Raw genomic sequence first — 23,941 nt, 5'->3', positions numbered from 1 at the left:
CGGGTTCTCCTAGCTGGCGGCTTTCGGCTGCGCCTGGGCGCCGATGATGCCGTAGAGGATGAGCGCGGTCAGCTCATCGTCGTCGAACGCGGCACCGGCCGTGATGTGGGGCACGGATGCCGCGAGCGCGATCATCCGGATGACCTGCCCCGCCCGCTCGGGGGAAACCGTGAGCCGGGCGAGGTCGGGCGCCAGCACTCGCGCCAGCAGTCCGGTGAACTCGTGGGCCACGTCGTGGGTGTGCGGCTTGCCCATCGCCCCCACCGATGACATCAACGCGAAGCTCGTGGCGAATCGCCGTCGCAGCAGGGTGACCATGGCGCGCACCCGCTGCTCGAGTGGGACGGACCGGTCGAGCGCGGCAAGATCCAGGCGGAACGGCTCCGGGTCGAGCTGCCGGTGCATGGCCGCCCGGATCAGCTCGTCCTTGCTGTCGAAGGCTCGGAAGATGGTGCCCTCGGCGATCCCGGCGCACTCGGCGATCTGCCGGGTCGTGACACCCTGGCCGCGCTCGATCAGAAGCGGTGTCACGGCATCGAGGATCATCGACTGCCGGTCCTCCACGGACAGAGAGCGGGCGCGTGCTGGCTTGACCGTCATGCGCTCAGCCTAACTGAGTGAGGACTCACTCACAAACCGAGGCACCCAGGTCAACGCGGTCACCGAACGCGCGACGCGACCTTCGTCTCCTGGAAAACGGATGCGCGCCAGCGCCGGGACACGGTCATCACCGGGCGCTCGATCAGCCGGTAGCTCAGGTACCCGACGGTGAGCACGGCGGCGAAGGTCACCAGCCACCAGGCACCGACGATGAGCGGGTCGGTGACGGCCGGACCTGCGATCGCCAACCACACCCGACCCATCAGGGCCAAGACGAGCACGTGGCAGAGGTACACCGAATACGACATGTCCCCGAACACGGTCAACCGCGAGAACGCGCCGGCGCCACCGCGGTTCTCAGAGGCCGTCAGGCCCAGGAGGATCAGGGCGTAGCCGACACCGAGCGTCAGCGGACGCTCCAGTCCGGGGCCCGCATACATGTCCGCGGGGGTCGTGGCACCCAGCACGAGGAGCACGGCCACGCCCGCCACCGCCAGGACGACGGCGGCGACGCGGTTGACCCGGCGGAAAAGGAGTGCCGCTACGCCGCCGAAGATGAATTCGACGGCCATCGCGTTGGTCGGGAGCTCGAGCAGCGGGTTGGCCGCGATCGGCCCAGACCAGTTCATGACGATGAGGAAGGCGAACCAGACGCCCAGGGCGGGAACCAGCATCCGTTCCGGAAGCAACAGGACCACCGCGAAGACGATGTAGAACCACACCTCCAGGGTCAGCGTCCAGGCCACCAGGAGCAGGGGCAGGATCTCCGTCGGGAGCAGCAGGAATGAGGCGAGGACGTTGACCTGTCCACCCTGAGAGGAATTGATGAACGCCGGCGCGAGGAACAGGACCGGCAACAGCGCGAGGCTGTAGGCCCAGTAGGTCGGATAGATGCGAAAGAAACGGTTCCAGAGGAATTTCGCCACGTTGCGCGGCGCCCCGTGCTTGCCACGGGTCGTGAGGACCATGACGAAGCCGCTGATCACGAAGAAGAGATCGACGCCGGACAGCCCGCTGCCGAAGAAGCCGGGCAGGATGGTGGCCTCGGGGAAGTACTTTTCCTGGGTCAACTGCGCGTGGTAGGCCACCACGGCCAGGGCGGCGAAACCACGGGCCAGCTGAACGGTATCGAGTTGGGCGGCTGCCTGACGCAGTTGCGGGCGCCGCAGAAGCTGATCGGTCACATGTCCCCCAGGGTCGAAGCGCCAACGGCGCAAGCCGTGGACTCCGGCGGTCCGACAGCGCTGTCAGCCTAGCCCGCAGAACACGGACCCCTGACACGGGGGAACGGCGCGCCTGGGATGCAACGGTGGGTGAGTTCGTGGTTGCGGCGAAGACGTCGTGGGCGTGTGCTAGACAGGTGTTGACCGAAGGAGACGGCATGACCGGACTCACGATGGGCGTCATGTCACGCTCCGGGAAGGCCGATGAGCGTCGCCTTCCGCTGCATCCGCTGCACCTGGGCCGGATCGATGCGGAGATTCGTTCCCGGATATTTCTCGAGCAGGGCTACGGCGAACACTTCGGGGTCTCAGACGACGCGTTGGCGCCCCTCGTCGCCGGGTTGCTTCCCCGAGATGGGTTGGTGCGAGACTGCGATGTCATCCTGCTCGCCAAACCTCTCCTCGCGGATGTCGCCGCCCTGCGTCACGGTCAGATCCTGTGGGGCTGGCCGCACTGTGTGCAGGATGCTGCGCTGACTCAGCTCGCCATCGACAAAAAGCTCACTCTGATCGCATTCGAAGCCATGAACGAGTGGACGATGGAAGGTGAATTCAGCCGTCACGTTCTGGCTAAGAACAATGAATTGGCCGGTTTCGCCTCGGTCGTGCACTCCCTGTCATTGATCGGGTTGACGGGCGTCTACGGACGCACGCTGCGTGCGGCCGTGATCGGCTCAGGCTCGACGGCCCGCGGCGCGGTGACCGGCCTGACGGCCAACGGCGTGACCGACGTGACCCTGCTGACGGGCCGGGACGTGCCGGCCGGCTCAGTGCTCGACTCCGCCCGGATCGTGCCGATCGTGCACGACCCGGCCGGTCCAGCCGGCCAGTCGAAGCACTACGTGCTCTCCGACGGGGAGCGTACTCCGCTCCCTGAACTGCTCGCGGCCCACGACGTGATCGTCAACTGCGTGTTGCAGGACCCGAACGCACCGCTCACCTTTCTACGAACGGAAGACCTCCCGCTCGTCGGGCCAGGATCGCTCATCGTCGATGTGTCTTGCGATGCGGGTATGGGGTTTGACTGGGCCCGCCCGACCTCGTTCGCGGATCCCACCTTCCAAGTGGGCGACAACGTCACCTACTACGCCGTCGACCACAGCCCGTCGTACCTCTGGAACTCGGCGACCTGGGAGATCAGCGCCGCCCTCCTCCCCTACCTGCCGGACGTGCTGACGGGCGAGGCAGCCTGGGAGGCCGACGAGACCCTCCGGCGGGCGATCGAGATCCGGAACGGGGTCATCCGGAATCCCGGCATCCTCGCCTTCCAGAAGCGGTCGGCCGACTACCCGCACGACCGGCTCGGCTGATCGGGCACGGCTCCTCCCCCGCGCGCCCGGGGCCGGCTCTCGCCCAGGTCCGAAACCCGCGAGGGTCGCGCCGGGCAGCCGACTACAGTCGAGGAATGACCAGCATCGGACCCTCATTGCTACGGATGGCCAGCCCCATCGGCCGGTTGGAACTCACCGGTGACGGCGAGAGCATCCTGTCCCTCTCGATCGAACGCGATGGGCATCTGCCCCTCGACGACCGACCCGAATCGCCGTCACCCCTGCTCACCCGGGCCTCCCGGCAACTCACGGAATATTTCGCCGGAACCCGCACCTCCTTCGACTTGCCGGTGCGACCGCAGGGCGGGACCCCGTTCCAAATCGGCGTTTGGCAGCGCCTGTCCACGCTCGGCTTCGGGGAGGTCACGTCCTACGGCGAGTTGGGGCTGTCCCTGGGAAAGCCGGGGGCCGGGCGGGCCGTCGGCGGCGCCGTCGGAGCGAACCCCGTGCCCATTCTGATCGGTTGCCACCGGGTGCTGGCCGCGAACGGGCGCATCACCGGCTACAGCGGAGGCAGCGGCGTGCCCACGAAGGTCTGGCTACTGAACCACGAGGGCATCGAGCACCAGGTATGAGCGGAGAATCGATCGGCGCGGTGCCGGTCAAGGCTGCGGAATCCGCTTCGCTGGCGCTTGGAGACGACGGCCTGGCCCGCTGCCGCTGGGGCGGAGCGGACCCCGAGTATCGTCGCTACCACGACGAGGAGTGGGGTCGAGCGCTCCGCGACGACCGGCTCCTGTTTGAGAAGCTGTGCCTCGAAGGATTCCAGTCCGGCCTGTCCTGGCTCACCATCCTGCGGCGTCGCCCGGCCTTCCGTGCCGCCTTCCATGACTTCGACGTCGACAGGGTTGCCGTCATGGGCGAGCACGACGTGGCCCGGCTCCTCGCCGACGCAGGCATCATCCGGCACCGCGGCAAGATCGAGGCCACCATCTCGAATGCCCGGATCACCCGCGACCTCGGCGCGAGTCTGGCCGAGCTGATCTGGAGCTTCGCGCCGGAACCACGCGGCGCGCGGCTGCGGGAGCTCGGAGACGTGCCGGCCATCACGCCTGAGTCGACGGCACTGAGCCGGGAACTTCGCACCCGCGGCTACAAGTTCGTCGGCCCCACCACCATGTACGCCTTGATGCAGTCCGCCGGCCTTGTCGACGACCACGTCAGCGGATGCCACCGGGCCACCCCCACCGGCTAGCCACCCGCGGGGGGCCCAGCTACCCGCGGGGGCCCAGCTACCGACCGGCGGGCAGCAGGCCCAGCGCCCGAATGGCGTCCCGCTCATCGAGGAGCTCGGCGACGGAGGCGTCGATCCTGGCCCGGGAGAATGCGTTGATCGCCAGGTCGGGCACAATCTCCCAGCGGCCGTCCACGGACCGGACGGGGAAAGAACTCACAAGGCCGGCGGGCACTCCGTAGGAGCCGTCGGACACGATCCCCGCCGACGTCCACCGCTCCCCCGTGCCGTTGACCCAGTCGTAGACGTGGTCGACGACCGCACTGGCCGCCGAGGCAACAGACGAGGCACCGCGCGCCTGGATGATCTCGTAGCCCCGGTTCGCAACCCGGGGGATGAACTCATCGGCCAGCCACTCCCGCCCCACCAACTCGGAGACGGGTCTCCCGCCCGCGGTGGCGTGGAAGACATCCGGGTACTGGCTCGCCGAATGGTTTCCCCAGATGGTGAGGCCGTCGATCTCCGCGACGTGCAGCTGGAGCCGGACTGCGAGCTGGGCTACGCCGCGGTTATGGTCCAGGCGGGTCATGGCCGTGAATCGATCGGCCGGGATGTCGGGGGCGAACGCGCTGGCGACCAGAGTATTCGTGTTGACGGGGTTGCCCACCACCAGCACGCGCACGTCAGGTGCCGCCCCCGCGTTGAGTGCGCCGCCGGCCGGTCCGAAGATACGCCCGTTGCTCTCGAGCAGGGCCACGCGCTCCATCCCGACGGCGCGCGGCTTGGAGCCGACCAGGAGGGCGATGTTGACGCCGTCGAAGGCGCGAACGGGATCTTCGGTGACCGTTACGGTACGCAGCAGCGGGAAGGCGCAGTCCTGGAGTTCCAGAGCCGTTCCCTCGGCAGCCGCGCGCCCCGAGGGGATCTCCAGCAGGGTCAGATTGACCGGGGTGGTGGGGCCGAGGAGGTCCCCCGAAGCGATCCGAAAGAGCAGCGCATAGCCGATCTGTCCGCCGGCGCCGGTGACGGTGACATTCATTGTGGATGTGGACACGACAGCCAGCCTAGGGCCGGATCGCTCCGGCGTCAGACCCGGTTTGCCGCCACCTCTGCTGGGACGACCAGATCCAGTTCGCGGGCTCGTCCGGGCCGCACCGCGAAGCCCGCCCCTTCCGCCCAATCCACTAGCTCGGCAACGGTGTCAAAGGACTCTCCCTGCCGGATCAGCGCCCGGGTGAAATGTCCTTTCGCCTTCTTGTTGAAGTGGTTCAGGGCCCGCGTGTGGCCGTCGATCGTTTCTGTCACGACGCGCAGGAAAACCGCGTCGGCTCGTGCCGGAACCGGGCCGAGGGCGACATAACCGTTGGAACGCAAGTCGAGCAGGAGCCCCTCCGCGCCGGCCAGCACAGCGCTGACGGCCGCCGCCCAGTGCTTTTTGAGCGCCAGGGCTGGCAACTTCGAATCGCAGGACAGCCGGTAGGCGGGGATGAGGTCGAGAGCACCGACCGGACCGAAGAGCGCGGAGTGAACCAGCACGTTCCGACCGGCCCAGTCGCGCTCGGCCGGAGTGAGGCTGCCGGAGTCGAGAGCGTCGAAGAGCACCCCGGTATAGCGGTCGATCGCCGGCATGGTGGCGGAGGTCGCCAGCATCCGGTTTCGTTCGACCTCGCCGGACTGGGTGCGGCCCAGCTTGAGGGCAGCCATCATCACATCCGGATGTTTCGCGAGGGACTGCAGGGAACGCACAAGTACCCGCCGCTTGGAAACAAGCGACGGGTACATGAGATTGTGCAGATCAAGCGGTAATTCGATGCCACCGAGACGTTTCGTCTCCGACGGCGGCAGAAGGATCAGCACACTGGCTAGACGAGTTCTGCCTTGCGCGCCACGATGGTGACCACGTTGTTCGCGACCGACAGGAAGCCGTCCGCCGCTTCGGCTACGACCTTCTCGCCACCGCTCAGGGTCACGCGGACCTCACCGCTGGCGAGGATGGCCAGCATGGGCTCGTGGCCCGGCAGGATTCCGATCTGTCCTTCGACGGTGCGAGCGACAACCATGCTCGCCTCGCCGGACCACACCTCGTGGTCCGCAGCGACGACGCTGACCTTGAGCGGAGCACCGGCCATGACTAGTCGTTCTCCTTCTGAATTTTCGCCCACTTCTCTTCAACGTCGGCAATGCCGCCGACGTTGAAGAAGGCCTGCTCGGCCACGTGGTCGAAGTCGCCGTTGGCGATGGCGGTGAAGGATTCGATGGTGTCCTTGAGGGGAACCGTCGAGCCTTCGACGCCCGTGAACTTCTTCGCCATGTAGGTGTTCTGCGAGAGGAACTGCTGGATGCGGCGTGCGCGGGAGACGGTGACCTTGTCTTCCTCGGACAGCTCGTCGACTCCGAGGATCGCGATGATCTCCTGGAGTTCCTTGTTCTTCTGCAGGATCGCCTTGACGCGAACTGCCGTGTTGTAGTGATCGGCACCCAGGTAGCGGGGGTCGAGGATACGACTGGTCGAGGTCAGCGGGTCGACGGCCGGGTAGAGGCCCTTCGACGCGATTTCACGCGACAACTCGGTGGTGGCGTCGAGGTGGGCGAAGGTGGTCGCCGGAGCCGGGTCGGTGTAGTCGTCAGCCGGCACGTAGATGGCCTGAAGGGACGTGATCGAGTGGCCACGCGTGGACGTGATGCGCTCCTGGAGGATGCCCATCTCGTCGGCCAGGGTCGGCTGGTAGCCCACGGCGCTCGGCATGCGCCCCAGAAGGGTCGACACCTCGGAGCCGGCCTGCGTGAAGCGGAAGATGTTGTCGATGAAGAGCAACACGTCCTGCTTGGCGACGTCGCGGAAGTACTCGGCCATGGTCAGGGCCGAGAGGGCGACGCGGAGACGAGTTCCCGGTGGCTCGTCCATCTGGCCGAACACGAGGGCGGTCTTGTCAAAGACGCCGGCTTCTTCCATTTCGTGGATGAGGTCGTTGCCCTCACGGGTGCGCTCTCCGACACCGGCGAACACGGACACTCCACCGTGATCCTGCGCAACGCGCTGGATCATTTCCTGGATCAGAACGGTCTTGCCGACTCCGGCACCCCCGAACAGTCCAATCTTTCCACCCAGTACGTACGGGGTGAGCAGGTCGATGACCTTGATGCCGGTCTCGAACAGCTGGGTCTTGGACTCCAGCTGGTCGAAGGGCGGCGGCTTGCGGTGGATGGGCCAGCGCTCCGTGATTTCGATCTTCTCGCCGGGCTCCGCATTGAGCACCTCGCCAATGGCGTTGAACACGCGCCCCTTGGTGACGTCGCCGACCGGAACCGTGATGGGCGAACCGGTGTCCCGGACTTCCTGGCCGCGGACAAGTCCGTCGGTCGGGTTCAGCGCGATGGCGCGGATGAGGTCGTCGCCCAGGTGCTGGGCAACCTCGAGCGTGATCACGGTCGACACATCACCGATAACGATGGTGGTCTTCAGCGCGTTGTACATGCCCGGGATCGAGTCGTGCGGGAACTCGATGTCGACGACCGGGCCCGTGACGCGGGCGATCCGGCCAACGGCGACCGTCTCGACCGGTGCATGGACTGGCGCGGATATGGTGTCAGTCATTGCTCTCTCTTCTCTGGTTTAGTTCTTGGCGGATGAGAGCGCGTCGGCTCCACCCACGATCTCGGAAATCTGCGAGGTGATCTCGGTCTGCCGGGCGTTGTTGGACAGCCGGGTGAAGTCCTTGATCAGCTTGTCCGCGTTGTCGGAGGCCGATGACATGGCCTTCTGACGTGCGGCGTGCTCCGCTGCGGCGGACTGCAGCATGGAATTGAAGATCCGGCTCTCGATGTAGACGGGCAGGAGCGAGTCCAGTACGGTCTCCACATCCGGCTCGAACTCGTAGAGCGGCAGGACCTGCGCCTCACCGGGCTCTGCGACGCCTTCGACGACCTCGAGCGGAAGCAGCCGGACCACCTGGGGAACCTGGGTGACCATGCTGACGAACCGGTTATAGACGACGTGGATCTCGTCGACGCCACCGTCATCGGCTTCACGGAGGAAAGCCTCGAGGAGCGCGTCACTGATTTCACGGGCGGTCTCATACTGCGGCTGGTCGGTGGAACCGCTCCAGACCCGCTCGGAAACACGTCGGCGGAAGCTGAAGTACGCTGCCGCTTTGCGACCAACCAGGAAATAGACGATGTCCTTGCCCTGACTGCGCAGCAGTTCGCTGAGCGACTCCGCTTCGCGGAGCACCTGTGAGCTGAACGCACCGGCCAGGCCACGGTCGGACGCGAAAATGACAACCGCGGCGCGCTCGATCTTTTCCGGCTCGGTCGTGAGCACGTGCGCGACGTTCGAGTAGGTCGCTACCGCGGACACCGCCTGCGTGATGGCACGGGCGAACGGGGTTGACGCGGCGACGCGTGCCTTGGCCTTTTGAATGCGCGAGGCGGAGATCAACTCCATGGCCCGAGTGATCTTCTTAGTCGTCTGGGCAGACTTGATCTTCTGCCGGTAGACCCGAAGTTGCGCTCCCATGTGTCTCCTGTGCTTCCTTGTCAGTGCTGAATTGGTGCGGGTGATCGAGTGATGCTGGCCGCGCCCGCGACTCAGGAGTCGGGGACGCGGCTGCGCCACTTAGCGGCGGTGCTTGACGATCTTTTCCTGGTTGACCTCGTCGGCGCCGATGGCCTCGAAGACTTCCTTGCCCACCGAGGCGAGCGGCTTGCCCTCACCCGTCTGGAATTCCTGCTTGAACCTGTCGACCTCGATCTCGAGCGTTGCGATGGTCGCGTCGTCGAGAACGTTGGTGTCGCGCAGCGTCGTGAGCACGCTCGTGGTGCGGCCGAGGTGGTCGAGCAAACCTCGCTCGAAGCGAAGCACGTCGGCGACGGGAACCTCGTCGAACTTGCCGTTCGTGCCGGCCCAGATTGAAACGACCTGGTCTTCGACCGGGTACGGCGAGTACTGCGGCTGCTTGAGCAACTCGGTCAGGCGGGCTCCACGGCCCAGCTGGCGACGGCTCGTCGCGTCGAGGTCGGAGGCGAACATCGCGAAGGCCTCGAGCGAGCGGTACTGGGCCAACTCGAGCTTCAGGGTTCCGGAGACCTTCTTGATCGACTTGACCTGGGCGTCACCGCCGACTCGCGAGACCGAGATTCCCACGTCTACAGCGGGGCGCTGGTTAGCGTTGAACAGGTCGGACTGCAGGAAGATCTGACCGTCGGTGATCGAAATCACGTTGGTCGGAATGTAGGCGGAGACGTCGTTCGCCTTGGTCTCGATGATCGGCAGGCCGGTCATCGATCCGGAGCCGAGTGCGTCGGACAGCTTGGCGCAGCGCTCGAGCAGACGGGAGTGCAGGTAGAACACGTCGCCGGGGTACGCCTCGCGTCCCGGCGGGCGGCGCAGCAGCAGCGATACGGCGCGGTAGGCCTCCGCCTGCTTCGACAGGTCGTCGAAGATGATGAGAACGTGCTTGCCGGAGTACATCCAGTGCTGGCCGATTGCCGAGCCGGTGTACGGGGCGAGGTACTTGAAGCCGGCCGGGTCGGAGGCGGGAGACGCGACGATGGTCGTGAACTCCATGACTCCGGCATCCTCGAGCGCGCCCTTGACGGCGGCGATCGTGGAGCCCTTCTGACCGATGGCGACGTAGATGCAGCGCACCTGCTTGTTGACGTCGCCCGAAGCCCAGTTGGCCTTCTGGTTGATGATCGTGTCGATCGCGATCGCGGTCTTGCCGGTCTGGCGGTCACCGATGATGAGCTGGCGCTGGCCGCGGCCGATCGGGATCATGGCGTCGATGGCCTTGATTCCGGTCTGCATGGGCTCATGCACCGACTTGCGGTCCATCACGCCGGGAGCCTGAAGCTCCAGTGCACGACGACCTTCACTCTTGATCTCACCGAGACCGTCGATCGGGGCGCCGAGCGGGTCGACGACACGGCCGAGGTAGCCGTCGCCGACGGGCACAGAGAGGACCTCGCCAGTGCGGTGCACCTCCATGCCTTCGACGATGCCGGTGAACTCGCCGAGAACGACGACGCCGATCTCGTCTTCGTCCAGGTTCTGGGCTAGGCCCAGGGTGCCGTCGGCGAACTTGATGAGCTCGTTCGCCATCACGCTGGGAAGGCCCTCGACGTGCGCGATGCCGTCGCCCGCAGTGGTGACGTAGCCGACCTCGGTCGTAGCGGTCTTGTTCGGCTCGTAGGACTTTACGAAGTCCTGGAGAGCGTCGCGGATCTCATCGGGGCTGATCGTTAGTTCTGCCATCATCTTCCCTTTTCTGTACTGGGTGTACAGGTTCTGTCGTGCACGAGGCGTTGCCGCCCCGAGGTATGTGTGTGTACTGACCGAGGCGGTCAGCCAGCGAGCTGAAGTCTCAGATCTTTGAGGCGGGTGGCAATGCTGCCATCGATGACGTCGTCACCGATTTGAACGTGAACGCCCCCGACCAGAGCCGGGTCGACGACCTGGTTGATCGTGAGCCGACGGCCGTAACGCGCCGTCAGGCTCGTACGCAAGCGCTCGAGCTGTTCGGGAGCGAGTGTGGCGGCAGACGTAATCGTGGCGATCGACGTGTCCGACTGGTCGGCAATGACGGATGCCGCGTAGCGCAGCAATTCACCGATGCGGCGGCCGCGCGGCTGCTGCACGAGGTGACACACGATCGTCAGCGTCTGCTCAGAGACCTTGCCGGCAAGCAGAGAGTTGACGAGGCCGACTTTGGCACTCGACGCACCCAGTTTGCTGGCCAGGGCCAACTCAAGCTCGGCATTGGACGACACTGCGTTGCCGAAGGCGAACAGTTCCGCCTCTACCGTCCCGGCAACCGGAGCGGACGCGGCGATGGACCGCAGACCGAGGTCTTCGATCCCGGCGAGCAGGTCGTCGTGGCTGGACCACCGCGACGCGCTGGCCGACTGAACGAGTTCGAGTGCGGTCGGGGTCAGCCCCGACGCGAACACCGCGCGAACGAGCGCGGACTTCGCGGCGGCATCCGCTGCCGGGTCACCCAAGGCGGACAGGAGCTGCGACGAGTCGCCGATAACACGGCCGGCGTTCAGCAGGCTTTCGCCCGTCGCCAGATCGGCCGTGCTGCCATGGGCAGCCAATGCCGCCCGTGACGAGGCCAAAGCTTCTCTGGTGGCGCTTCCCATTACTTAGCTGCTTTCTCCGAGGCCTCAAGGTCAGCCAGAAAACGGTCGACAATGGCGCTGGCCTTCGCGTCGTCGGTCAGGCTCTCGCCGATGACACCGGATGCGAGGTCGATGGCCAGGGTGCCCACTTCGGAGCGCAGCGAGACGACTGCCGCCTGGCGCTCTGCTTCGATCTGGGCTTTGGCGCTCGAGGTTACACGTGCGGCCTCGGCCAAGGCCTGGTCCTTGTGCTCTGCGATGATCTTGTGACCGTCAGCGCGAGCCTGCTCGCGAATCTGGCCTGCCTCCGCACGAGCGTCGGCGAGCTGGGCCGTGTACTGCTCTAGAGCAGCTTCGGCCTTGCGCTGAGCGTCGTCGGCCTTGGCAATGTTGCCTTCAATGGCCTCGGCACGGTCGTCGAGCAACTTCTGCATCTTCGGAAGGACGTACTTCCAGAAGAAGAACAGAATGACAACGAAAATGAGCGAGGACCAGACAATGTCGTAGACCGCGGGGAGGAGCGGGTTCGCCGTCTCCCCCTCTGCAGCAGCTGCAATCACTGCATTAAACATCGTGCCTCCTGACTAGAGAGAAAAGAGGACTAAACGAAGATGAAGTAGGTAGCGATACCGATGAAGGCAAGCGCCTCGGTGAAGGCGATACCGATGTACATCAGAACCTGCAGCTGGCCCGCCAGTTCAGGCTGACGTGCGACACCCTCGATGGTCTTGCCGACGACGATACCCACGCCGATGGCCGGGCCGATTGCGGCGAGGCCGTAACCGACAGTCGCGATGTTGCCGTTGATTTCCGCGAGAACGGTTGTTGCGTCCAACATGTTTCCTTCCGTAGTGACAAATTCAGCGAATGCTGGATTTGTTGTTTAGTGTTCCTCAGCCAGCGCGAGCTGGATGTAGACGGCGGTGAGCAGAGCGAAGATATATGCCTGCAGCAGGGCGATCAGAACTTCGAACAGCGTGAATGCGAAGCCGAAGACCAGGGTGCCAACACCGAACAGCTTGAAGCCGCCGTCTGCCGTGAAGAAAAAGAACTGAGTGGCGCTGAAGAAGAGCACCAGGAGCAGGTGCCCGACGATCATGTTCATCAGAAGCCGCAGGGTCAGAGTGACCGGGCGGATGAGGAACGTCGAAATGAATTCGATCGGCGTCACGATGATGTAGAGGAACGGCGGAACCCCGGGAGGGAACAGCGCATTGCGGAAGAAGTTGCCTGGGCTCTTCTTGACGCCGGCGTAGATGAACGCGCTGTAGGCCACCAGGGCCAGAACGAGCGGGACGCCGATAACAGATGTGCCGGCGATGTTCAGGAACGGGATCGGGCCGGTGATGTTCAGGAACAACACCATGAAGAAGATAGTCGTGATCAACGGCAGGAAGCGCTTGCCGTCTTTCTTGCCGAGGATATCTTCTGCGATGTTGACCCGGGCGAAGTCCAGGCCCATCTCGACGACGCTCTGCATGCGGGTCGGAATGACCTTCATCCGGCGCGTGCCGATCCAGAAGACCAGCAGCAGCACGGCCACGGCCAGGAATCGGATGAGCATGATGCGGTTGATTTCGAAAGGCGTCCCGGCGAAGAAGATCGCTTCCGGGAAGAATTCACCAATCGTCGGACCGTTGAATCCACCCTCATCGGTGGCAAACGGAATCATCAGGTTTACGGCGGTTTCTAGCAGCGCTTTCTCCTGTTTCGGGGCGGGGAGCTCTGCTCTCGCGATGACGAATGATGGGCTGGACCGCTGTGCGACATGGCACAGTAGGTCCGGGGCGAACCGAGGCTTATCCTAGCAAGGATTGGGCGCGGGACCGAATCGAGGCGCGCGGTCAATCCTCGGAAGTTGAAGGCGGCAAAGTCACGTCGCTGACGTAGGGAACCCGGCTCCTCATCAGGACGAAAACGTCGACCAGGAGCGATCCGATCACCCCGGCGATGATGCTGAGGAACAGCACGACGGGCTGAATCCAGGACTGGTCCTTGAGCAGCACCATCAGCACCAGGAAGACAACGAACTTGACCAGCCAGCCGCCCATGACGATGCCGAAGAAGGCACCGATGGCGGCCGAGGTGCCGGCGAAGCGGTTGGCCACCAGGATGCTGCCGGCGGTGATGCCCATGAAGACCACGGCCATCAGGGTGCCGATCAGGGCACTCACGACGCCGGAGCCGCCGGCCACGACCCCGCCGATCACGGCGCCGACCACGGCGATGGCCCCGGCCAGGACGGCCCCGTAGAGGAGGATGCGGCGCAGGACCGGTACCGACGTCGGCTGGGGTGGGCGGGGCAGGGCGCTGGTCATACGTTCTCCTCAGCCGTCGCCGACGCCTCATCGAGACGGTCGAGTCTGGCGATTTGTTCTCTGTGGTCGGTCGGGCGGGCGAGCTGGCTGGCGGTTTCCACGGCCTTGCGTCGACTCAACGGAGCGAGCGTGACAACCGTGCAGACCACCAGCGCGACGATCAGGAAGATGGTGGCGTACCAGGTTGGCAATCCGAAGTACACCGGCAGCAGGAAGTAGAGCAGGCAGCCGACGGATGCCGCGGTGGTCCAGCCGTAGAAAATCAGCACGGCGTGCAGGTGCGAGTGTCCCATGTCCAGAAGCCGATGATGCAGGTGCTTCCGGTCAGCGCTGAAGGGCGATTTCCCGGCCCGGACGCGCCGGAACACCGCCAGGCCGAAATCGAGGAGCGGGATGATCAGGATGGCCACCGGAAGGATGATCGGGATGAACGCCGGGAACAGCTGCGACCGGTTGACGGACGTCGGGTCGACCTGGCCCGTGATCGCGATCGCGGACGTGGCCATCAGCAGACCGACCAAGAGAGCCCCGGCATCGCCCATGAACAATTTTGCCGGCCGCCAGTTGAGTGGAAGGAAGCCGACGCAGGCGCCCACCAGGATGGCTGCGATCAGAGAGGCGAGGTTGAAGTAGTTGCTTGGGGAGGTGTCCCGCGCCAACAGGTAGCTGTAGAGGAAGAACACGCCGTTCGCGATGAGCGCGACACCGGCCACCAGTCCATCGAGCCCGTCGATGAAGTTGATCATGTTCATCACGATCACGATCACGATCACGGTGATCAGGATGGACATCCAGGACGATCCGACGGTCAGCCCGCCGATGGGGAGCGAGAGCACCTGCACGCCCTGCCACGCGATGAGGCCGGCCGCGATGAACTGGCCGGCCAGTTTTGTCATCCAGTCGAGGTCCCAGAGGTCGTCGGCCACGCCCAACAGTACGATCAGCAGCGCCGCGCCGAGGATGGCGAGAATCTGCTGCGGATCGCTGAAGATGAGGCGCAGCGGGGCAAACCCGGCCGCGATCAGATAGGACACCCCGAACGCCACGACGATCCCGAGGAAGATCGCGATCCCGCCCAGTCGGGGCGTTGGCCGCGTGTGCACGTCACGTTCCCGGATCTTCGGGTAGAGCCGGTAGCGGTGGCTGAGTCTCAGCACCAGGAAGGAGAACCCGAAGGTCACAACGGCCGATACGAGACTCAGCAGGATGAAGATGGTCATGCGGGGTCGGCGCCTGCCTCTGGGTCGGCCCTCTCCGGTGCTGCCTCGACTGCGCCGAACCCGATCGGTGCGAGGGCGGCGCCGATCACGGCTTCGATGGCCGCGCGGGAGATCACACCGTTGCGCACGATGACCACCTTGCCGCCGTTCAAGTCGAAACCGGTCGCATCCACAATGGTCGACGAGGTGTCGCCCGGCCGATCGCCGATCGGTTCGTAACCCAGGCCGGCGGTGCCGCCGTCGAGGTACACGGCCACGCTGGTGCCGAGCATCTCCTCCGCGCCGAGCGCGTCGATGGCGGAGGGAAGTCCGCTGATGTTGGCGGATGACACGGCGAGCGGCCCCGTCTCGGACAGAAGGTCAAGGGCCACGGGGTTGCTCGGCATCCTGAGCGCAACCGTGCCACGAGTCTCTCCCAAATCCCAGGCCAGCGATGGCTGGGCCGTGAGCACCACAGTGAGACCGCCCGGCCAGAACGCGGCGACAAGATCGCGCACCGGCTGCGGAATGTTCTGGGCCAAGGCGTCGAGGGTGGGGATTCCGGGGATCAGCACGGGAGGGGGCGATGAGCGGTCACGGCCCTTCGCATCCAGGAGCCTGTGCACCGCCTCCGGGCTGAACGCATCCGCGGCGATGCCGTAGACCGTGTCGGTGGGTATGACAACAAGCGCGCCGCGGCCGATGGCCGAGCGCGCGAGCCTCATGCCGGCCGCGTATTCCGTGTCAACCGAGCAGTCATAGATGCGTGTCATTGTGCCTGATTCTACTGCAGCCGCCGGTGGCGACCCTGCTACCCCCACCCCGTCCACTCGCCGAGCCGGAAGTAATTCACCGGTTCTGAGGCCGAAAAGGAGGCGGACTCACGGCCCGGCGGGTGAGTGAGAGGGTTTGGGGGACGTGAGGGGCGTGAGGGGCGCGAGGGCGTCGATGGGGGCGGACACCGGGGCGAGGGCTGTCGTGGCGCGGTCACGTGTGGTGTAGTCGCGGTGGGTGGCGGGCGCGCGCCAGCCGTCAGCGGCGAGGAGAGCGCGGATCTCGGCGCCCTGGCGCTCCCCATGCTCGATCACGATCTGTCCGCCGGGACGGAGCAGGCGGAGCGCCGTGCGCGAGACGTGCCGCACGACGTCGAGACCGTCCGGGCCGCCGTACAGGGCCCTGGCAGGGTCGAAAAGGCGCACCTCCGGATCGCGTGGGATCGCATCCACCGGGATGTAGGGCGGGTTGGAGATGACCACGGCCACTGTCCCGTCCAGTTCGACGAGGGACTCGGCAAGGTCGCCGAACACCAGCGTGGCGTTCGGCGCAGCGACCGCCCGGAAGTTGCGGCTGGTCCAAGGGAAGGCATCCGGTGAATTCTCGACGGCCCAGACTCGCGCATTCGGTACCTCGACGGCCATGGCCAGTGCGATCGCACCGCTGCCGGTGCCGAGGTCCACCGCGATCGGCTCGGGGTCTGCGCTGGCCCGGAGTGCGTCGATGGCGAACTGCACCACCTGTTCTGTCTCGGGACGGGGAACGAAGACGCCCGGCCCGACGAACAGTTCCAGGGAACGGAACGGAGCCCGCCCGGTGATGTGCTGCAGGGGCTCGCGCAGGGAGCGGCGACGAACGAGTTCGAGGATGACCGCAGCATCCGTTTCACCGAGTGCAGTGCGCAGGATGGCGGCAGCCTGCACCTGGCCCCTGGTCTGGGACAGAACATGCCCGATGAGAAGGTCTGCGTCGACCTCGGGGTCGGACACGCCCGCCAGAGAGAGGGTCTCGATCGCCAGGTTTCGCAATGTGTCGACGCTGGCGGGAATGGAATCGTTACTCGGCGGAGTTGTCACGTATTGAAATGTAATGCACGCGCACGTCCGTTCCGTGGCCGTAGGCTGGGCGAAGTCCGTGACCCCGATCGAAAGGCGACCACCGATGCCCGCTCAGATTTACTCCGACATCACCGCAGCCGTTGGCAAGACTCCGCTGGTCAAGCTCAACCGACTCACCGCCGGTCTCGACGCTACCGTGCTCGTGAAACTGGAGTTCTACAATCCCTCGGGCAGCGTGAAGGACCGGATCGGCATCGCGATCGTCGATGCGGCCGAAGCCTCCGGCGAGTTGGCTCCGGGCGGAACCATCGTCGAGGGCACCAGCGGCAACACCGGTATCGCGCTGGCCATGGTGGGCGCTGCCCGTGGCTACAAGGTCGTGCTCGCTATGCCAGAAACGATGAGCCGCGAACGGCGCCTTCTCTTGCGTGCCTACGGTGCGGAGATCGTGCTTACCCCGGGCTCCGAGGGAATGCGCGGCGCAGTCACAAAGGCCGAGGAGATCGCTGCCGCCACGCCCGGCGCCATTTTGGCCCGCCAGTTCGACAATCCCGCCAACCCGGCCATCCACTACGCCACCACGGGGGTCGAAATCTGGGACGACACCGACGGTGCCGTTGACATCCTCGTCGCCGGGATCGGCACCGGAGGAACCATCACCGGCACCGGCCAACTGCTCAAAGGCCGTAAGCCCTCCCTTCGGGTCGTCGGAGTCGAGCCGCTCGACTCCCCCATCCTCACCGGCGGCAAGCCCGGACCGCACAAGATCCAGGGCATCGGCGCCAACTTCGTGCCGAACGTTCTCGACACGAAGATCTACGACGAGGTCATCGACGTGACCCTGGCCGATTCCGTGTCCACGGCCCGTGCGCTGGCGACGGATGAGGGAATCCTCTCCGGCATCTCCGGCGGATCCGCCGTCTGGGCGGCCATCGAGCAGGCCAAGCGGCCCGAGAACGCAGGCAAGACCATCGTGGCGATCATGCCCAGCTTCGGAGAGCGCTACCTGTCGACTGTGCTCTACGAGGACCTACTGGACTAGGTGCCGGGGCGCCAACGCCGCAGATGACTATTTTGTCGAGCATCCGGGAAGATATTACGATGGCGCGCGCTCACGACCCGGCCGCCCGCAGCAACATCGAGGTTTTCCTGGCCTATAGCGGCCTGCACGCGGTGTGGTCATACCGGGTGTCGCACCGCCTGTGGGAGGCCGGGCTTCGCCTCCCGGCCCGACTTCTCTCGCAGTTCACCCGGTTCCTGACCGGGATCGAGATCCACCCGGGCGCCCGGATCGGCCGGCGGTTGTTCATCGACCACGGAATGGGCGTGGTGATCGGTGAGACCTCAGACATAGGCGATGACGTGATGCTGTACCACGGAGTCACTCTCGGAGGGAAGACCCGGCACGGAGTGGCCCGTGGTGAAAAACGGCACCCCACCCTGCACGACGGTGTCACGATCGGAGCCGGCGCCAAAGTTCTCGGTCCCATCGTGATCGGCGCCTGGAGCACCATCGGGGCCAACGCCGTGGTCACCCGCGACGCCCCGGCCAAGTCGCTTCTGCTGGGAATCCCCGCCACCGTGCAACCGGCCAAACCCGACACCATCGAATCCGCGCGCGGGCTGCTCCCCGGCGACGACTAAGGACCCAGACCGATGACGACCGACACCACACCCCTCACTCTGCCCGTTCTCGACCTCTCCCGGCTCGATCGAGGCGACGCGGAGGCCGAGGTCTTCCGCACCGACCTGCGCGAAGCCGCCCACACCTTCGGGTTCTTCTATCTGACCGGTCACGGCGTGCCCGCAGAACTCATCGAGCGGGTCATGCGCACGTCTCGAGCCTTTTTCGCGCTGCCCGAAGACGACAAGATGGCGATTGAAAACCTGCAGAGCCCGCATTTCCGCGGGTACACCCGCGTCGGAGGCGAGCTCACGCAGGGAAAGGTGGACTGGCGCGAGCAGATCGATATCGGACCGGAGCGCCCGGCGCTGCCCCGGCCCACGGATGCCGACTATCTCCGTCTCGAGGGACCGAACCAGTGGCCGTCCAGCTTGCCTGCCCTCGAAACAGTGATGTCCACTTGGCGCGAGGAGCTCAACGCCGTTGCGCTGCGCCTGATGCAGGCTTGGGCGCTGTCCCTTGGCGCCGACGAGCACGTGTTCGACGCTGCCTTCGCCGACAGGCCGTTCACGCTGATCAAAATCGTGCGCTACCCCGGAAAGTCTGACCCCACACCCCGGCAGGGCGTGGGCGCGCACAAAGACTCGGGCGTGCTCACCCTCCTCTTCGTCGAGCCGGGCAAGGGTGGTCTCCAGGTCGAGAAGGACGGCGCCTGGATCGACGCTCCCCCGCTCGACGGCGCCTTCGTGGTCAACATTGGCGAGCTGCTCGAGGTTGCCACGAACGGGTATCTCAAAGCCACCGTGCACCGCGTGATCTCGCCCTTGATCGGTGACGACCGGGTCTCGATCCCGTTCTTCTTCGGCCCGGCGCTCGACGCGACCATTCCGCTGCTGATCCTGCCCGACTCCCTCGAGGCGCCCGGCGTGACGGTCGACCCGGAGAACCCGATCTTTTCCACCTACGGGGAGAATGCCTTGAAGAGCCGGCTGCGCGCGCACCCGGACGTGGCCGCCATCCACTACTCCGATCTGATCTGATCTGATCTGACCTGACCTGACCTGGTCTGGTCTGGTCTGGTCTGGTCGGCGCCGCGGCGGTTGCGGACGCTACGGCTGCAGCCGCTCCAGGGTCCAGCCGCCGCCCTCCGCCACTGTGAAGCGCAACCGGTCGTGCAGCCGGGAGGTGCGGCCCTGCCAGAATTCGATCGAGTGTGGCACCACCCGGAACCCGCCCCAGTCGGCCGGCCGCGGGACATCCACGTCGTCGGGGTATCGTCGCTCGACCGCGCGCACAGCTTCTTCGAGGAGCTCGCGGCTGCCGATGGGCTGCGATTGCTCACTGGCCACTGCGGCGATGCGCGCCGGGCGCGGTCGGCGAGCGAAGTAGGCGTCGCTCGCCGCGGCATCCGTGGGCTGGGCCGTTCCGCAGACGATCACCTGGCGCTGCATCGGATACCACGGAAAGAGCAGGGTGACGCCCGGGTTCACCCGCAGGGCCCGGCCCTTACGAGAGTCATAGTTAGTGACGAACTCGAACCCACTGCCATCGAGGCCCTTGAGCAGCACGGTGCGGCTGCTCGGCCGGCCGTCGGGATCGATGGTGCCGACGACCATGGCGTTGGGCTCGTACAGTCCGGCCCCCTCGGCCGCTGCCAGCCAGATCGCGAACTCCAGCAGGGGATCGGGATTGACCATGGTCTCGGTCAGGCTCTCGGCGCCGTAGTCGGTGTGACTCGTCAGGGATTCCATCAGCATCCTCACTTCTCTGCCCGGCGGTCAAACGAAAAAACCCAGCCGCCGCTCTCTCCAGACTACGAGAGAGCGAGGGCTGGGTAACCGTGTTGGCGGGTCAGTCGTGGTCACCGATCTCGGCAAGCCGGGTGGCCTCGTCGGCCGTGATGCAGGAATCGATCACGGCGTCGAGGGCTCCGTTCATGACCGTGTCCAGGTTGTAGGCCTTGTAGCCGGTGCGGTGGTCCGCGATGCGGTTCTCCGGGAAGTTGTACGTGCGGATCCGCTCGGAACGGTCCATGGTGCGAATCTGGCCCTTGCGGACGAGGGATGCCGCGGCGTCGATCTCTTCCTGCTGACGGGCGAGCACGCGGGCACGAAGAACACGCATGCCGGCTTCCTTGTTCTGCAGCTGGCTCTTCTCGTTCTGCATGGCCACGACGATGCCGGTCGGAAGGTGCGTGATACGCACCGCCGAGTCGGTGGTGTTCACCGACTGGCCACCGGGGCCGCTCGACCGGTACACGTCGATCTTGAGGTCGTTCGCGCTGATCTCGACTTCTTCGGGCTCGTCGACCTCAGGGAACACCAGCACGCCAGCGGCGGAGGTGTGGATTCGTCCCTGTGACTCGGTGGCCGGCACCCGCTGCACGCGGTGCACGCCTCCCTCGTATTTCAGGTGCGCCCAGACGCCCTCGGCAGGGTCACTCGAGTTGCCCTTGATGGCGAGCTGGATATCCTTGATGCCGCCGAGGTCGCTGGTGGTCTGCTCGATGATCTCAGTCTTCCAGCGCTTCGATTCCGCGTAGTGCAGGTACATGCGGAGCAGGTCGGCGGCGAACAGTGCGGATTCCGCACCGCCCTCCCCCATCTTGATCTCCATGATCACGTCTCGGGCGTCGAGCGGGTCGCGCGGGATCAGCAGGCGCCGCAGCTTTTCGGCTGCGGTTTCGAGCTGTTCCACCAGACCTGGGATCTCTGCGGCGAAGTCGGCGTCCTCGTCGGCGAGCTCTCGCGCTGCGTCAAGGTTTTCGCCGATCTCTTTCCACTCGTTCCAAGCCGCGATGATGCGGCTGAGCTCGGCGTAACGACGGTTGACCTTCTTTGAACGCGCGGGGTTCGCGTGCAGCTCGGGATCCGCCAGCTGAGACTGGAGCTCGTCGTGCTCAGCCAGCAGAGTCAGAACGGACTCGAACATCAGTGATCCTTGTCTGACCCGCCGAGGGTCGGCATCGACTTCTGAACCTGCATCAGGAACTCGACGTTGGAGGTGGTTTCCTTGAGACGGCCGAGGATGACCTCGAGCGCCTGCTGCTGCTCGAGCCCGGCGAGGGCGCGGCGCAGCTTCCAGGTGATCTTGACCTCGTCGGTGCTCATCAGCATTTCTTCACGACGGGTGCCGGATGCGTTGACATCCACCGCGGGAAAGATGCGCTTGTCTGCCAGCTGGCGCGACAGGCGGAGCTCCATGTTGCCGGTGCCCTTGAACTCCTCGAAGATGACCTCGTCCATCTTGGATCCGGTCTCTACGAGGGCGGAGGCGAGGATGGTGAGCGAGCCACCGTTCTCGATGTTGCGCGCGGCGCCGAAGAACCGCTTCGGCGGGTAGAGCGCGGAAGCATCGACGCCACCGGACAGGATGCGGCCCGACGGCGGGGCCGTCAGGTTGTAGGCACGCCCCAGACGGGTGATCGAGTCCAGCAGCACGACAACGTCGTGGCCCAGCTCGACAAGGCGCTTGGCGCGCTCGATGGCGAGCTCGGCGACCGTGGTGTGATCTTCGGCGGGACGGTCGAAGGTGGAGGCGATGACCTCACCCTTCACCGTGCGCTGCATGTCGGTGACCTCTTCGGGACGCTCATCGACCAGGACGACCATGAGGTGGACCTCGGGGTTGTTCGTGGCGATGGCGTTGGCGATCTGCTGCATGACGATGGTCTTGCCGGCCTTGGGCGGTGCGACGATCAGACCGCGCTGGCCCTTGCCGATCGGGGCGACCAGGTCGATGATCCGCTGCGTCAGCTTGCCCGGTTCGGTCTCGAGGCGTAGACGCTCCGTCGGATAAAGCGGGGTGAGCTTCTGGAATTCGACGCGGTTGGCAGCCTCTTCGACGGTCAGACCGTTGATGGAGTCGACCTTGACGATGGCGTTGTACTTCTGGCGACCGCTCTGGTCGCCTTCGTGCGGCTGGCGGATGGAACCGACAACGGCATCACCCTTGCGCAGGTTGTACTTCTTGACCTGGCCGAGCGACACATAGACGTCGCTGGCGCCCGGCAGGTAGCCGGAGGTGCGCACAAACGCGTAGTTGTCGAGAACGTCGAGGATGCCGGCCACGGGGATCAGCACGTCGTCGTCATTCAGTTCCGGCTCGAAGTCGTCTCCGGCGGTGACACCGCGACGCTTGCGATCGCGGAAACGGTTGCGGTTGCTACGGCCATTCTGGTCGTCGTCGAGTCCGACACGGTCAGGGCCACCGTTGCGCTCCTGGCGGTCCGGGGTCTGACGCTCCTGACGGTCCTGGCCCTGGTTTCGGTCCTGGCGGTCCTGGCCCTGGTTACGGTCCTGACGCTCCTGGCCCTGGTTACGGTCCTGACGGTCCTGGCCCTGGTTACGGTCCTGACGCTCCTGGGGCTGGTTCCTGTCCTGGTTTTCCTGGCCCTGGCCACGGTTGCCGGTCTGGCGCTGCTGGCGGGTTGTTTCCTCGCCACGCTCGGTGCCCTGCGTGCGGTCGCCACCGCGGCTGCGGTTGCGGTTGCGTCCCTGACGGGGCTGCTCAGTCTGGTCGGCCTGCTCGCCGTTCTCGGTCTGTCGGCCGTCCTCACCCTGCTCGGACTCCTCGGTGGACGCGGATTCGACCGGTGCGTGCTGGTCGAGCACGGGCTCTGCGGCAAGTTCGTCGGCGTTGTTACGCGCGTCGATGCTGCTGCGGGCGTCGATGCTGTTGCGGGCGCTTCCGTTGCGACCGCCGCGTGAGCTGCTGCGGCGCGAGCGGCCGGATCCGGTGCTCTCGGGGGCAACCTCGACGGCCTCGTCGGGCACGACTGTGGTCCCGGAAACGGCCGGAGCCGGTGCAGTCTCAGTGACGGTCTCGACATCGGCCAGGGCTTCTGGCGCCTCGGCGACGACGTCGGCGGCGGCGGTGGCAGCGGTGGCGGCAGCAGCAGCCTTCACGGTGACGGACGTGGCGCGCTTGCGGGCCTGGCGAACCGGTTTCGTGGCCGGGGCGGCCGTCTCTGCTGCGGGCGACTCCGACGAGGAGCCGGCGTAGGTGGAAGGGGCGGTGGTGCGGCGAAGGGTCGCGGCGTCATCCGGAACGATCATTCCGATGCCCAGTTCACCGTCCGCGTTGACGTGGGCCACTGCCGGAGCAGCAGTGGACGTGGAGGCCCGACGGGAGACACGCTTGCGCGGGGCTGCCGCGTCGGCCGGCTCGGCTGCGGTTGCCGAAGCCTCTACCGGAGCGGCCGGAGCTGTGGCAGCCGAAGCTTCGACCGGAGCGGCCGGGGCTGAGGTAGCCGCGGAGGCTGTCTGAGCCTGAGCGGCGGTGATGGCTCCGACGAGTTCACCCTTGCGAAGCTTGGATGCACCCGGGATGCCCAGTTCGAGCGCCAGAGCCTGAAGCTCGGCGACACGAAGGGTGGTGAGGTGCGAATAATCCGCACCGGGGGTGAGGAGGTTGACGTCAGTCACGAAAAATTGTCCTTTCCCCTGGCGTCAAGCGTGCTGGCCAGGGAAGCTGTTGCAGCGTCTCACGCGCTGCGGGTGGTCCAATCCCAAAGTGATGT

25 protein-coding genes are annotated in these 23,941 nt (G+C 65.7%); 6 read left to right on the top strand and 19 right to left on the bottom strand.

All coding sequences use genetic code 11. From position 1 onward, the window contains the following. Window positions 1-9 precede the first annotated feature (9 nt). A complete protein-coding gene (locus tag E3O65_RS06120) occupies window positions 10-600 on the bottom strand; it encodes a TetR/AcrR family transcriptional regulator (RefSeq protein WP_134362853.1) in 591 nt (196 codons plus the stop codon). A 59-nt stretch (window positions 601-659) separates the two neighbouring features. Then, window positions 660-1,784: an acyltransferase family protein gene (locus E3O65_RS06115; protein WP_166785675.1), complete on the bottom strand. Its 1,125-nt coding sequence runs from the start codon at window positions 1,782-1,784 to the stop codon at window positions 660-662. Between the two features lie 197 nt (window positions 1,785-1,981). On the opposite strand from E3O65_RS06115, the gene E3O65_RS06110 reads away from it, so the two are divergent. The 3 genes from E3O65_RS06110 (at window position 1,982) to E3O65_RS06100 (ending at window position 4,349) form a co-directional block, all read left to right on the top strand. Beyond that, on the top strand, window positions 1,982-3,133 hold the full coding sequence (locus tag E3O65_RS06110; RefSeq protein WP_134362851.1) for a N(5)-(carboxyethyl)ornithine synthase: 1,152 nt from the start codon (window positions 1,982-1,984) through the stop codon (window positions 3,131-3,133). A 95-nt stretch (window positions 3,134-3,228) separates the two neighbouring features. Then, the gene (locus E3O65_RS06105) at window positions 3,229-3,729 is read left to right on the top strand and encodes a methylated-DNA--[protein]-cysteine S-methyltransferase (RefSeq protein WP_134362850.1); all 501 of its coding nucleotides are present in this window, start codon (window positions 3,229-3,231) and stop codon (window positions 3,727-3,729) included. Next, entirely contained in the window at window positions 3,726-4,349 is a 624-nt protein-coding gene (locus E3O65_RS06100) for a DNA-3-methyladenine glycosylase I (protein ID WP_134362849.1), read from the top strand. The genes E3O65_RS06105 and E3O65_RS06100 overlap by 4 nt, the downstream gene beginning before the upstream one ends. A 37-nt stretch (window positions 4,350-4,386) precedes the next feature. Here E3O65_RS06100 and E3O65_RS06095 read toward each other — a convergent pair whose 3' ends face one another. The 14 genes from E3O65_RS06095 to prmC all read right to left on the bottom strand — a co-directional run bounded on the left by E3O65_RS06095 (window position 4,387) and on the right by prmC (window position 16,814). After that, window positions 4,387-5,367: a malate dehydrogenase gene (locus tag E3O65_RS06095; RefSeq protein WP_134362997.1), complete on the bottom strand. Its 981-nt coding sequence runs from the start codon at window positions 5,365-5,367 to the stop codon at window positions 4,387-4,389. 47 nt (window positions 5,368-5,414) lie between these two features. Continuing rightward, complete coding sequence (locus tag E3O65_RS06090) at window positions 5,415-6,185, bottom strand: YaaA family protein (RefSeq protein WP_134362848.1); 771 nt, start codon at window positions 6,183-6,185, stop codon at window positions 5,415-5,417. A gap of 5 nt (window positions 6,186-6,190) precedes the next feature. Then, window positions 6,191-6,457 carry a F0F1 ATP synthase subunit epsilon gene (locus E3O65_RS06085; RefSeq protein ID WP_134362847.1) on the bottom strand — a complete coding sequence of 89 codons (267 nt, stop codon included), beginning with the start codon at window positions 6,455-6,457 and terminating at the stop codon, window positions 6,191-6,193. A 2-nt stretch (window positions 6,458-6,459) separates the two neighbouring features. Continuing rightward, window positions 6,460-7,923 (bottom strand): F0F1 ATP synthase subunit beta, encoded by a 1,464-nt coding sequence (gene atpD, locus E3O65_RS06080; protein WP_134362846.1) that lies wholly within the window; start codon window positions 7,921-7,923, stop codon window positions 6,460-6,462. Between the two features lie 18 nt (window positions 7,924-7,941). Further along, window positions 7,942-8,844, bottom strand: coding sequence for a F0F1 ATP synthase subunit gamma (locus tag E3O65_RS06075; RefSeq protein ID WP_134362845.1), 903 nt, complete (start codon window positions 8,842-8,844; stop codon window positions 7,942-7,944). Between the two features lie 99 nt (window positions 8,845-8,943). Continuing rightward, window positions 8,944-10,581, bottom strand: coding sequence for a F0F1 ATP synthase subunit alpha (gene atpA, locus E3O65_RS06070; RefSeq protein ID WP_134362844.1), 1,638 nt, complete (start codon window positions 10,579-10,581; stop codon window positions 8,944-8,946). Between the two features lie 89 nt (window positions 10,582-10,670). Next, window positions 10,671-11,468 carry a F0F1 ATP synthase subunit delta gene (locus E3O65_RS06065; protein WP_134362843.1) on the bottom strand — a complete coding sequence of 266 codons (798 nt, stop codon included), beginning with the start codon at window positions 11,466-11,468 and terminating at the stop codon, window positions 10,671-10,673. Continuing rightward, on the bottom strand, window positions 11,468-12,019 hold the full coding sequence (locus E3O65_RS06060; protein WP_134362842.1) for a F0F1 ATP synthase subunit B: 552 nt from the start codon (window positions 12,017-12,019) through the stop codon (window positions 11,468-11,470). Before E3O65_RS06060 ends, E3O65_RS06065 begins: the two co-directional genes overlap by 1 nt. A gap of 29 nt (window positions 12,020-12,048) precedes the next feature. Next, the gene (gene atpE / locus E3O65_RS06055) at window positions 12,049-12,285 is read right to left on the bottom strand and encodes an ATP synthase F0 subunit C (RefSeq protein ID WP_174722269.1); all 237 of its coding nucleotides are present in this window, start codon (window positions 12,283-12,285) and stop codon (window positions 12,049-12,051) included. 45 nt (window positions 12,286-12,330) lie between these two features. Further along, the gene (gene atpB / locus E3O65_RS06050; protein WP_134362841.1) at window positions 12,331-13,119 is read right to left on the bottom strand and encodes a F0F1 ATP synthase subunit A; all 789 of its coding nucleotides are present in this window, start codon (window positions 13,117-13,119) and stop codon (window positions 12,331-12,333) included. Between the two features lie 172 nt (window positions 13,120-13,291). Beyond that, window positions 13,292-13,765, bottom strand: coding sequence for a Cg1360 family ATP-synthase-associated protein (locus E3O65_RS06045; RefSeq protein WP_134362840.1), 474 nt, complete (start codon window positions 13,763-13,765; stop codon window positions 13,292-13,294). Then, window positions 13,762-14,985, bottom strand: coding sequence for an MraY family glycosyltransferase (locus E3O65_RS06040; protein WP_134362839.1), 1,224 nt, complete (start codon window positions 14,983-14,985; stop codon window positions 13,762-13,764). The genes E3O65_RS06045 and E3O65_RS06040 overlap by 4 nt, the downstream gene beginning before the upstream one ends. Continuing rightward, entirely contained in the window at window positions 14,982-15,737 is a 756-nt protein-coding gene (locus tag E3O65_RS06035) for an L-threonylcarbamoyladenylate synthase (protein ID WP_134362838.1), read from the bottom strand. Before E3O65_RS06035 ends, E3O65_RS06040 begins: the two co-directional genes overlap by 4 nt. 108 nt (window positions 15,738-15,845) lie before the next feature. Further along, on the bottom strand, window positions 15,846-16,814 hold the full coding sequence (prmC, locus tag E3O65_RS06030; RefSeq protein ID WP_422386404.1) for a peptide chain release factor N(5)-glutamine methyltransferase: 969 nt from the start codon (window positions 16,812-16,814) through the stop codon (window positions 15,846-15,848). Window positions 16,815-16,899: 85 nt separating this feature from the next. Here prmC and cysK point away from each other — a divergent pair, with 85 nt between their 5' ends. From cysK to E3O65_RS06015, 3 genes are read left to right on the top strand one after another with little or no spacing between them, the layout of a single operon-like run. Then, window positions 16,900-17,838, top strand: a complete 939-nt coding sequence (gene cysK, locus E3O65_RS06025) for a cysteine synthase A (protein WP_134362837.1) — start codon at window positions 16,900-16,902, stop codon at window positions 17,836-17,838. A 23-nt stretch (window positions 17,839-17,861) separates the two neighbouring features. Further along, complete coding sequence (epsC, locus tag E3O65_RS06020) at window positions 17,862-18,440, top strand: serine O-acetyltransferase EpsC (RefSeq protein WP_134362836.1); 579 nt, start codon at window positions 17,862-17,864, stop codon at window positions 18,438-18,440. A 12-nt stretch (window positions 18,441-18,452) separates the two neighbouring features. Then, complete coding sequence (locus E3O65_RS06015; RefSeq protein WP_134362835.1) at window positions 18,453-19,460, top strand: isopenicillin N synthase family dioxygenase; 1,008 nt, start codon at window positions 18,453-18,455, stop codon at window positions 19,458-19,460. A 69-nt stretch (window positions 19,461-19,529) separates the two neighbouring features. Here E3O65_RS06015 and pdxH read toward each other — a convergent pair whose 3' ends face one another. From pdxH to rho, 3 genes are all read right to left on the bottom strand, one after another. After that, window positions 19,530-20,171 (bottom strand): pyridoxamine 5'-phosphate oxidase, encoded by a 642-nt coding sequence (gene pdxH / locus E3O65_RS06010; RefSeq protein ID WP_198411719.1) that lies wholly within the window; start codon window positions 20,169-20,171, stop codon window positions 19,530-19,532. A gap of 100 nt (window positions 20,172-20,271) precedes the next feature. Beyond that, a complete protein-coding gene (gene prfA / locus E3O65_RS06005; protein WP_134362834.1) occupies window positions 20,272-21,351 on the bottom strand; it encodes a peptide chain release factor 1 in 1,080 nt (359 codons plus the stop codon). After that, entirely contained in the window at window positions 21,351-23,846 is a 2,496-nt protein-coding gene (gene rho, locus E3O65_RS06000; protein ID WP_134362833.1) for a transcription termination factor Rho, read from the bottom strand. The genes prfA and rho overlap by 1 nt, the downstream gene beginning before the upstream one ends. Window positions 23,847-23,941 lie beyond the last annotated feature (95 nt).

The organism is Cryobacterium breve (genome assembly GCF_004402375.1).
GTDB classification, from domain to species: domain Bacteria; phylum Actinomycetota; class Actinomycetes; order Actinomycetales; family Microbacteriaceae; genus Cryobacterium; species Cryobacterium breve.
Note: the sequence above shows the minus strand (reverse complement) of the source record. Positions and strands in the feature narration are given on the sequence as shown.

Bases quoted from the DNA above. Each gene is read 5' to 3' on its own strand.
- E3O65_RS06120 (WP_134362853.1), bottom strand. From the start codon at position 600: ATGACGGTCAAGCCAGCACGCGCCCGCTCTCTGTCCGTGGAGGACCGG.
- E3O65_RS06110 (WP_134362851.1), top strand. From the start codon at position 1,982: ATGACCGGACTCACGATGGGCGTCATGTCACGCTCCGGGAAGGCCGAT.
- E3O65_RS06105 (WP_134362850.1), top strand. From the start codon at position 3,229: ATGACCAGCATCGGACCCTCATTGCTACGGATGGCCAGCCCCATCGGC.
- E3O65_RS06100 (WP_134362849.1), top strand. From the start codon at position 3,726: ATGAGCGGAGAATCGATCGGCGCGGTGCCGGTCAAGGCTGCGGAATCC.
- E3O65_RS06095 (WP_134362997.1), bottom strand. From the start codon at position 5,367: ATGAATGTCACCGTCACCGGCGCCGGCGGACAGATCGGCTATGCGCTG.
- E3O65_RS06085 (WP_134362847.1), bottom strand. From the start codon at position 6,457: ATGGCCGGTGCTCCGCTCAAGGTCAGCGTCGTCGCTGCGGACCACGAG.
- atpD (WP_134362846.1), bottom strand. From the start codon at position 7,923: ATGACTGACACCATATCCGCGCCAGTCCATGCACCGGTCGAGACGGTC.
- E3O65_RS06075 (WP_134362845.1), bottom strand. From the start codon at position 8,844: ATGGGAGCGCAACTTCGGGTCTACCGGCAGAAGATCAAGTCTGCCCAG.
- atpA (WP_134362844.1), bottom strand. From the start codon at position 10,581: ATGGCAGAACTAACGATCAGCCCCGATGAGATCCGCGACGCTCTCCAG.
- E3O65_RS06065 (WP_134362843.1), bottom strand. From the start codon at position 11,468: ATGGGAAGCGCCACCAGAGAAGCTTTGGCCTCGTCACGGGCGGCATTG.
- E3O65_RS06060 (WP_134362842.1), bottom strand. From the start codon at position 12,019: ATGTTTAATGCAGTGATTGCAGCTGCTGCAGAGGGGGAGACGGCGAAC.
- atpE (WP_174722269.1), bottom strand. From the start codon at position 12,285: ATGTTGGACGCAACAACCGTTCTCGCGGAAATCAACGGCAACATCGCG.
- atpB (WP_134362841.1), bottom strand. From the start codon at position 13,119: ATGATTCCGTTTGCCACCGATGAGGGTGGATTCAACGGTCCGACGATT.
- E3O65_RS06045 (WP_134362840.1), bottom strand. From the start codon at position 13,765: ATGACCAGCGCCCTGCCCCGCCCACCCCAGCCGACGTCGGTACCGGTC.
- E3O65_RS06040 (WP_134362839.1), bottom strand. From the start codon at position 14,985: ATGACCATCTTCATCCTGCTGAGTCTCGTATCGGCCGTTGTGACCTTC.
- E3O65_RS06035 (WP_134362838.1), bottom strand. From the start codon at position 15,737: ATGACACGCATCTATGACTGCTCGGTTGACACGGAATACGCGGCCGGC.
- cysK (WP_134362837.1), top strand. From the start codon at position 16,900: ATGCCCGCTCAGATTTACTCCGACATCACCGCAGCCGTTGGCAAGACT.
- epsC (WP_134362836.1), top strand. From the start codon at position 17,862: ATGACTATTTTGTCGAGCATCCGGGAAGATATTACGATGGCGCGCGCT.
- E3O65_RS06015 (WP_134362835.1), top strand. From the start codon at position 18,453: ATGACGACCGACACCACACCCCTCACTCTGCCCGTTCTCGACCTCTCC.
- pdxH (WP_198411719.1), bottom strand. From the start codon at position 20,171: ATGGAATCCCTGACGAGTCACACCGACTACGGCGCCGAGAGCCTGACC.
- prfA (WP_134362834.1), bottom strand. From the start codon at position 21,351: ATGTTCGAGTCCGTTCTGACTCTGCTGGCTGAGCACGACGAGCTCCAG.